The 6805-nt window shown below is 40.4% G+C and carries 4 protein-coding genes; all 4 read left to right on the top strand.

Features of this window, described 5'->3' with window-relative positions; all coding sequences use genetic code 11:
- Nucleotides 1-881 precede the first annotated feature (881 nt).
- Complete coding sequence (locus MOB01S_RS11590; protein ID WP_066805639.1) at nt 882-4253, top strand: S8 family serine peptidase; 3372 nt, start codon at nt 882-884, stop codon at nt 4251-4253.
- Between the two features lie 141 nt (nt 4254-4394).
- Nucleotides 4395-5474, top strand: coding sequence for a PhoH family protein (locus MOB01S_RS11585; RefSeq protein WP_066805642.1), 1080 nt, complete (start codon nt 4395-4397; stop codon nt 5472-5474).
- Nucleotides 5467-6030: an rRNA maturation RNase YbeY gene (ybeY, locus tag MOB01S_RS11580; protein WP_084349737.1), complete on the top strand. Its 564-nt coding sequence runs from the start codon at nt 5467-5469 to the stop codon at nt 6028-6030. Before MOB01S_RS11585 ends, ybeY begins: the two co-directional genes overlap by 8 nt.
- Before the next feature lie 12 nt (nt 6031-6042).
- Nucleotides 6043-6805, top strand: a 763-nt coding sequence (locus MOB01S_RS11575) for a Hint domain-containing protein (RefSeq protein WP_066805636.1), incomplete at its 3' end; no start/stop codon positions are given.

The following is a 6805-nucleotide window of genomic DNA, read 5'->3' as shown; positions in this document are numbered from 1 at the left end:
TATAAGCCTTTTCTTAATGAAAAGGCTTTTTTAATTCCTACATACTCATTTCTAGCAATTAACACATACCAAGCATCAAATTTGATACAGCCATGTAAGGGCAATAACAATCCTTCCTCCATAGCAACATGATAAAATTTGTGTCATTTTTACAATACTTTTCATACATCTGTTGTCTCTTTAATCTTTTACTTTTTGCTACACACCACCCTCACATTAGCCACTCGTTTTTTAACTAAATGGTTATTTTTATGAAAATAATATTACTTTTTGTTACGAATAAATAATATTTGAGTACAAGTGTTTATTGATTATAACAGTCCTGATGTTCATAAAAAAGGCAATACATTTTTTAACTTATTGTTTTTATTATAAAAAAATAAAGAAACCATCAATCAATAAGACCAACCCACCACTGCACAAAATCATAGAAAAGATATTTTATGAATATTTTTGCAATAATTTAGGAGATAGGTGAGAAAGATTAAGATAAAAAGTATTATTTTATGGTATAAGCGGTAAAATTTTATAAAAATTCTGCTTATTTTAAAGATAATTTAAACAGTGAAGGTAGAAAATGAACAAGTATTATTTTGCTAAATAGTTACTGATTGAGATGTTTTGTAACTTATATGTACAAAAAATTGTATTTTTATATAAAATACTATAAAAAACAAATACTTATTTGTATCTTAACAAATAAGTAAGTTTGTTAATACAAACTAGACATTAGAGATACTTTTTTCTAAAATAAAGTACCCAACCCAAATCATCAATCTGTCAATTTGTGGAAGAGGCGATAGATTGGTTCTTTGGGTGGGTGTTCGTGTGTCAAAACAACCAAGTTTTGGCGTTTTTCGTTCATTATGTGGAAATAAACTATGCAAAATACTTCTACACAACGTGAGTTTTACCTCAAACCCCTAACAGTTGCCTGTCTAATGGCTGTTAGCGTCTCTGCTCATGCAGAAACCACACACCTAGACACAAGCAATAATCATGCCAACTCTAACCAATCTAGCAAAAATCTTTATAGTCGTTGGCAATCCCCCAATCAAGATACAGTCAATCGCTCTCGTCCACCCATATATAGTCGTTGGTTGCTACCAGCACCTAGCGACAATGCTAACACAGGGGGCACAAATACAGGTACTGGCAATACCAATACAGGTGGTACAAACACTGGCACAAACACAGGCATCATAAACAATACTGGCAATACCAATACAGTTGCTCCCTATGTTGCCCCAATCAAATCTCAAAACCTAAACAAGCCCGACTACACAAGACAAGTTAATCAAGCGTTGGTCAGAGCCCAATCCAGAGGTAGTGCAAACACTCGCACAGGTTATAGTGCCATGGACAGTGCCAACGACACCAATTTGACCCAAAAATTTTATGGAACTAGTGAAGATGGTTATGCAGAGCGTCTAAACACACTCAAAACCACGATTGACACTCGCAACGAAAAAATTGGCGTGATTGACACAGGCATCAACCGCAACAATCAAGACATGATTGGGGCGAATGTTCACAGCACCCAAATCCGTTGCAACATCGCTGGTAGAAACAACTGCTATTTGCCTAGTGATGACTCTGGTATTGTAGAAATTCCAACCACCTTCGCCAGTGGTGATCACGGCAACCAAATGGCAGCGATTGTTGCAGGCAACAACGGCATGACCAATGCACGTATTTATGGTAGCGACAGCATTGACAGAGCATCAAATGGTGGCAACCAATTTTTAATGATGCGCAAACTCAATCAAGATCATGGTGTAAAAATTTTTAACAACTCATGGGGCTCTAACAATACTGACCGTTGGTATCGTGATGCCATAAACTCCAACTACAATCGTGATACTGGCGAGGTTACTTATAGTCGTTATGGTAGCGTTACCAATGCAGACATCACCCTGCCTGTCATTCATGACTTGGTGTTAAATAGAGATGCACTCATCGTCAAGGCCACAGGTAATGAAGGGCAAAATGATGCTCATGATGAAAACCTAGCACCACTTATCAATGACAAATTTAAAAAAGGTTTTATTACCGTTTCATCACCACGTGAGGATTTTGATAGTGCCAACTACTGTGGTCGTACTGCCGAATGGTGTGTATCTGCCACCTCTACCACTCAAAACTACGCCAACAATGGCAGACTTAGCACCTATCAAGGCACTTCACCTGCCACGGCAAGGGTAGCAGGGACGGCGGTTTTGGTAAAAGCGGCCTATCCTTGGATGAAAAATGAAAACATCGCTCAAACCATCTTTAGTACCGCCAAAGATTTTGCGGACATCGCTGCCCAATCCCCTACTTATCAAGGGCTGATTAAGTTAAGTCGCCTACCATCAGGTTATCGTGGCAATTACTATACCGACAGTCGTGGTAATTTTTATATTCCGGGTGAACAAGGTTGGCAGAACCGTCAAGTTATCGCCAATCACAACGGCAAAAACCTCACATGGGAGGGCGGTTGGGGTCTATTAGATCCAGAAACAGCTGCCAAAGGTTATGGTGGTTTTTATTGGGACGATGTTGTCCTAGATACAGCAGGCACACCCACTTCTGTTTTTTATAATAACCTAAAAGGTGAAAAAGGTTTCACCAAAACAGGCGATGGTAAACTTGTCTTGGTGGGCGACAACAGCTATCGTGGCGACTCCATCATTAAAGGTGGTTCTCTTGAGGTCAATGGCAACAATGGCGTGTCGCACATGAAGGTTGAAGGTGGTGAACTGACAGGTTATGGTAAAGTTGCCAAAGTTACCCAAACTGATGGTTGGGTAAATAATGAAGGCAATCTACATATTGATGGTGATTATACTGCCAATATCGCCAAAGACAAAGATGCAGGTCTTAAAGTCCAGTTTGGCAATCTACTTAGCGTAAGTGGTAAAGCCAAATTGGGTGGCGTACTTAATCTTACTGGCGAAGCCAAAAATGGCATCATCACCCAGACTGGCTCTCGCAGTACTGTACTTCGTGCCGACAGAGGGGTTGAAGGCGGTTTTGACAACAGCCGTTCAAGCAACCCACTGTTTGAAGTTACCAAAGTAGAATACACCCCCACAGCAGACAGCAATGGTAACACTGCCAGTCATGGTACAAATACAGATGTACAAGTAACTGCCAAACGCCTATCGGCAGGCAATGTGGTGTATTCTATCAGCATGAATGATAGCGGACATACCGTTGCCAACAACCTAGACAAAGTGCTTAATGAGCTAGACAACAAACAAGAAACGGGCAAACTTGACGACAGCGAAATTGATTTTGCCAAAAACGTGTTTGCCAGCTTTGAAAACATGGCAACCACCACCAACACGCTCTCTACACCAAGTACCAACAGAGAACTATATCGCCTTGACCCCACTGTCTATGCCAACACCGCTTCTAATGCATTGGACGAAAGTGCTAACCAAACCGTTCAATTTAGCAAACAACTTGGCAATGCTGAGGGTCGGGCAATTTGGGGTAATGTTGATTTCCAAGAACGTGATTACAAACTCAACCACGCCACCAGTGATCGCAAAACCACCAATTATAGCGTTGGTGTTGCAACCAAACTTAACTCAGGTGTTGGCTTGGGTATGCAGATTGATGCTGGCAAACTTGACCTAACAGACGCTGTTTATGGTGTCAACAACAAAACCGAAACTGATATGATTGGTTTGACCGTAGGTGCTGGCAAAAACATTGGCAATGCCCATGTGTCAGGTTGGGTTAAAGGAGCAAATGTCAAAACTGAAAGCGAGCGTCATGGCACAAATACCAAAGGAGATTTTGATGGTCGCCTATATGGTGTGGGTATGCAAGTTGGCACAACCATTCAACCAACCCCAACATCATCAATCAAACCTTATGTGTTCGCCAGCCACCAAAATTATAAATATGATGGCTCTTACAATGATGGCATCAACACCATCAATAGCATTAAAGCCGACCAAACCCAAGCAGGTGTTGGTGTGGATATTGCGTATCGCCCAAGCAATAATTGGGAAATATTTGGTGGTGCACAAGTTGCACAAAATCTAAATAAAGATGTCAAACTAAATACCAACTACACAGGTACAAGTACAGCAGTTGAGTTTGATGAATGGGAAACTGGTAAAACCAAAGTATCTGGCAAAGTTGGTGTGAATTATAACATCACGCCAAATAGCCAAGTTGGCATTAGCTATGACTACACTGACGGTAAATACGATGATGCCAACCATATTAATGTTGGATTTACTAGCAGATTCTAATTTATATTCCAAAAAAAAGACAATACGCCATGTATTGTCTTTTTTATTAGCAAAATCAAACAGACAACAACCATTATCCACTTGATTTTTATCAAACAACAAGCATATAATCTACCATTTATCACCCACAAGGAAACCCATTTGAGCCTAACTCGTACCATAAGTTTTGATTTGACACCAAACCAACTTCGCACCCTTTTGGGCGAATACAACACCCATCTAAAATACCTCCGAGAACGCCTTGAACTTACCATCGTGGGTCGTGGTAACGATTTTATCCTTACAGGGGATTTTGGTCGTGTTGAGCGTGGCGAACACGTTTTGACTGCCCTTGCCGAGCTTGCCAAAGAAAAAGACGACATCACAGGTGAAGAGCTACACCTACTTATCCAATCAAGCCACGCCAGAGTCTCTGAACATATCACACACCCCCCAATCAGCCTTTCCACCCGTAAAGGCAAAATCACCCCCAAAGGACACAACCAAGCTAACTATGTTCGCAAAATCCTACTTTCTGACATCAGTTTTGGTGTAGGACCTGCTGGTACGGGCAAGACTTATCTTGCGGTGGCATGTGCGGTGGATATGCTAGAAAGGGGAGAGATAGAGCGGATACTGCTGGTTCGTCCTGCGGTGGAGGCTGGCGAAAAATTGGGCTTTTTACCTGGGGATTTGACCCAAAAAATTGACCCCTATCTACGCCCCTTGTATGATGCACTCTATGAAATGCTTGGTTTTGAAAAAGTAGGCAAACTCATCGAACGCCAAATCATTGAAATCGCCCCCCTTGCCTATATGCGTGGGCGGACATTAAACAACTCATTTGTGATACTTGACGAAGCCCAAAACACTACGCCAGAACAGATGAAAATGTTCCTAACACGACTTGGTTTTGGTTCTCGTGCAGTGATTACAGGCGACACTTCACAGGTGGATTTGCCTCGTGGACACAAATCAGGTCTTGCCGTCGCTTTGAATGTTTTGGCAAATATTGATGATATTCACATCACATATTTTGATAGCCGTGATGTAGTGCGACATCATCTTGTCCAAAAAATCATTGAGGCTTATGACGCTCATGAAGTGATTGAAAATCAAGCCGAAAGCGAACGTCAAGCCATTCGCAAAAAACAACGTGAAGAACAAGAGCGAAACCGCACGCTAGACGCCCTTGCCTTTCTAAATAACATCAAAAATCATCAAGGTGGCAACGATGAATGAAATCACCATTAGTTTTGCCGATGATGTGGCAGAGCTTGAAAGCCTACCCATTTACCAAAATCACACATTAACCGCCACGTTCAATCACACCCTTGACTTCATGGGCGATAAAATCAAAAGCGGACTATTTTTACCATATTTTATTTTTGAAGAGACGTTTGCAGGCGAGGACTGGATTGCCCTGCCTAAGTCTTTGGATATTTATGTCTGTGGCATGGACGAAGGAAAAGCCCTTAATCTGGACGCACGAGGCAAAGACTACGCCACCAACATTTTATCCTACCCTAGCGATATACCCAATGACGTTTGTCAAATGATGAATAACATACCACTGGGCGAACTCATCATTTGTCATGATGTGCTGGTGCGTGAGGCAGACGAGCAAGACAAGACGCTAAATGACCATTTTACCCATTTGCTTGTGCACGGGGTGTTACATCTTTTGGGTTTTGACCATGAGCTTGGCGAAGACGAAGCCTTTGAGATGGAACAACTTGAAATTGAAATTTTAAGTAAACTTGGGATTGAGAACCCTTATAGAGATGATGAATATTAGGGGAATTGCAATATGACCAAAGCAGAAACTAAACATAATGCTGGTTTTGTGGCAGGTACATTAGCACATACGGATAAAGGGTTAGTACCAATTGAAGAAATTAAAATAGGGGATATGGTTTTATCTAAGCCTGAGTTTGGAGGAGCTATTTCTTATAAAAAAGTTATAAACCTTTTTGAGACAAAGGATGCTTACATATCTAAAATTGAGTATTTAGATAACCCAGATTCTGAGTCTGAATATCTACTTTTTGCAACTCCAGAACATACAATATGGATAAACGGTGATAGTGAGGGATATGGGTGTACCAAAATAGACTGGACGAGAGTAGACGAAATAGAACCAATGTCCGAAGTTTATTTAATTAATGAAAAATTAGGCTGCATCTCTTGGACTACTGAAATCTATGCAACAAGTATGGAGGGTATTGGATTTACTATGGATAGCTTGCAACAGGATCCAGAGTTGCTCATAGATTTTAGGGATAGTAAAAATATTGTTTACTATATTGGCGATCTCTTTAATAAAGCTTTTAACGAAAATTGTTTTCCATCAAAAGCCCAAGGGACGATATATGTAAAAGATGCTGACATTTATAACACTGTAGATGAAAATGAAATTCAATCTATGAATTTTGAAAAATATCCAGAAGTAGCAAAATTTGTAGATAAGATTCGTAAAGTGGGTCTTGATAACTTAGGTATATTTAAGAATAAAGTATACAATTTTGAAGTAGAGGAAAATCACACTTATTTTGTAGGTGACTTAGGCTTAT

Origin of the sequence: Moraxella oblonga NBRC 102422 (assembly GCF_001598275.1) — a bacterium.
Lineage (GTDB): Bacteria > Pseudomonadota > Gammaproteobacteria > Pseudomonadales > Moraxellaceae > Moraxella > Moraxella oblonga.
This window is presented reverse-complemented; position numbering and strand designations above follow the sequence as displayed.

What these genes read in the sequence shown, in the direction of transcription:
- MOB01S_RS11590 (WP_066805639.1), top strand. Translation starts at nt 882, where the DNA reads ATGCAAAATACTTCTACACAACGTGAGTTTTACCTCAAACCCCTAACA.
- ybeY (WP_084349737.1), top strand. Translation starts at nt 5,467, where the DNA reads ATGAATGAAATCACCATTAGTTTTGCCGATGATGTGGCAGAGCTTGAA.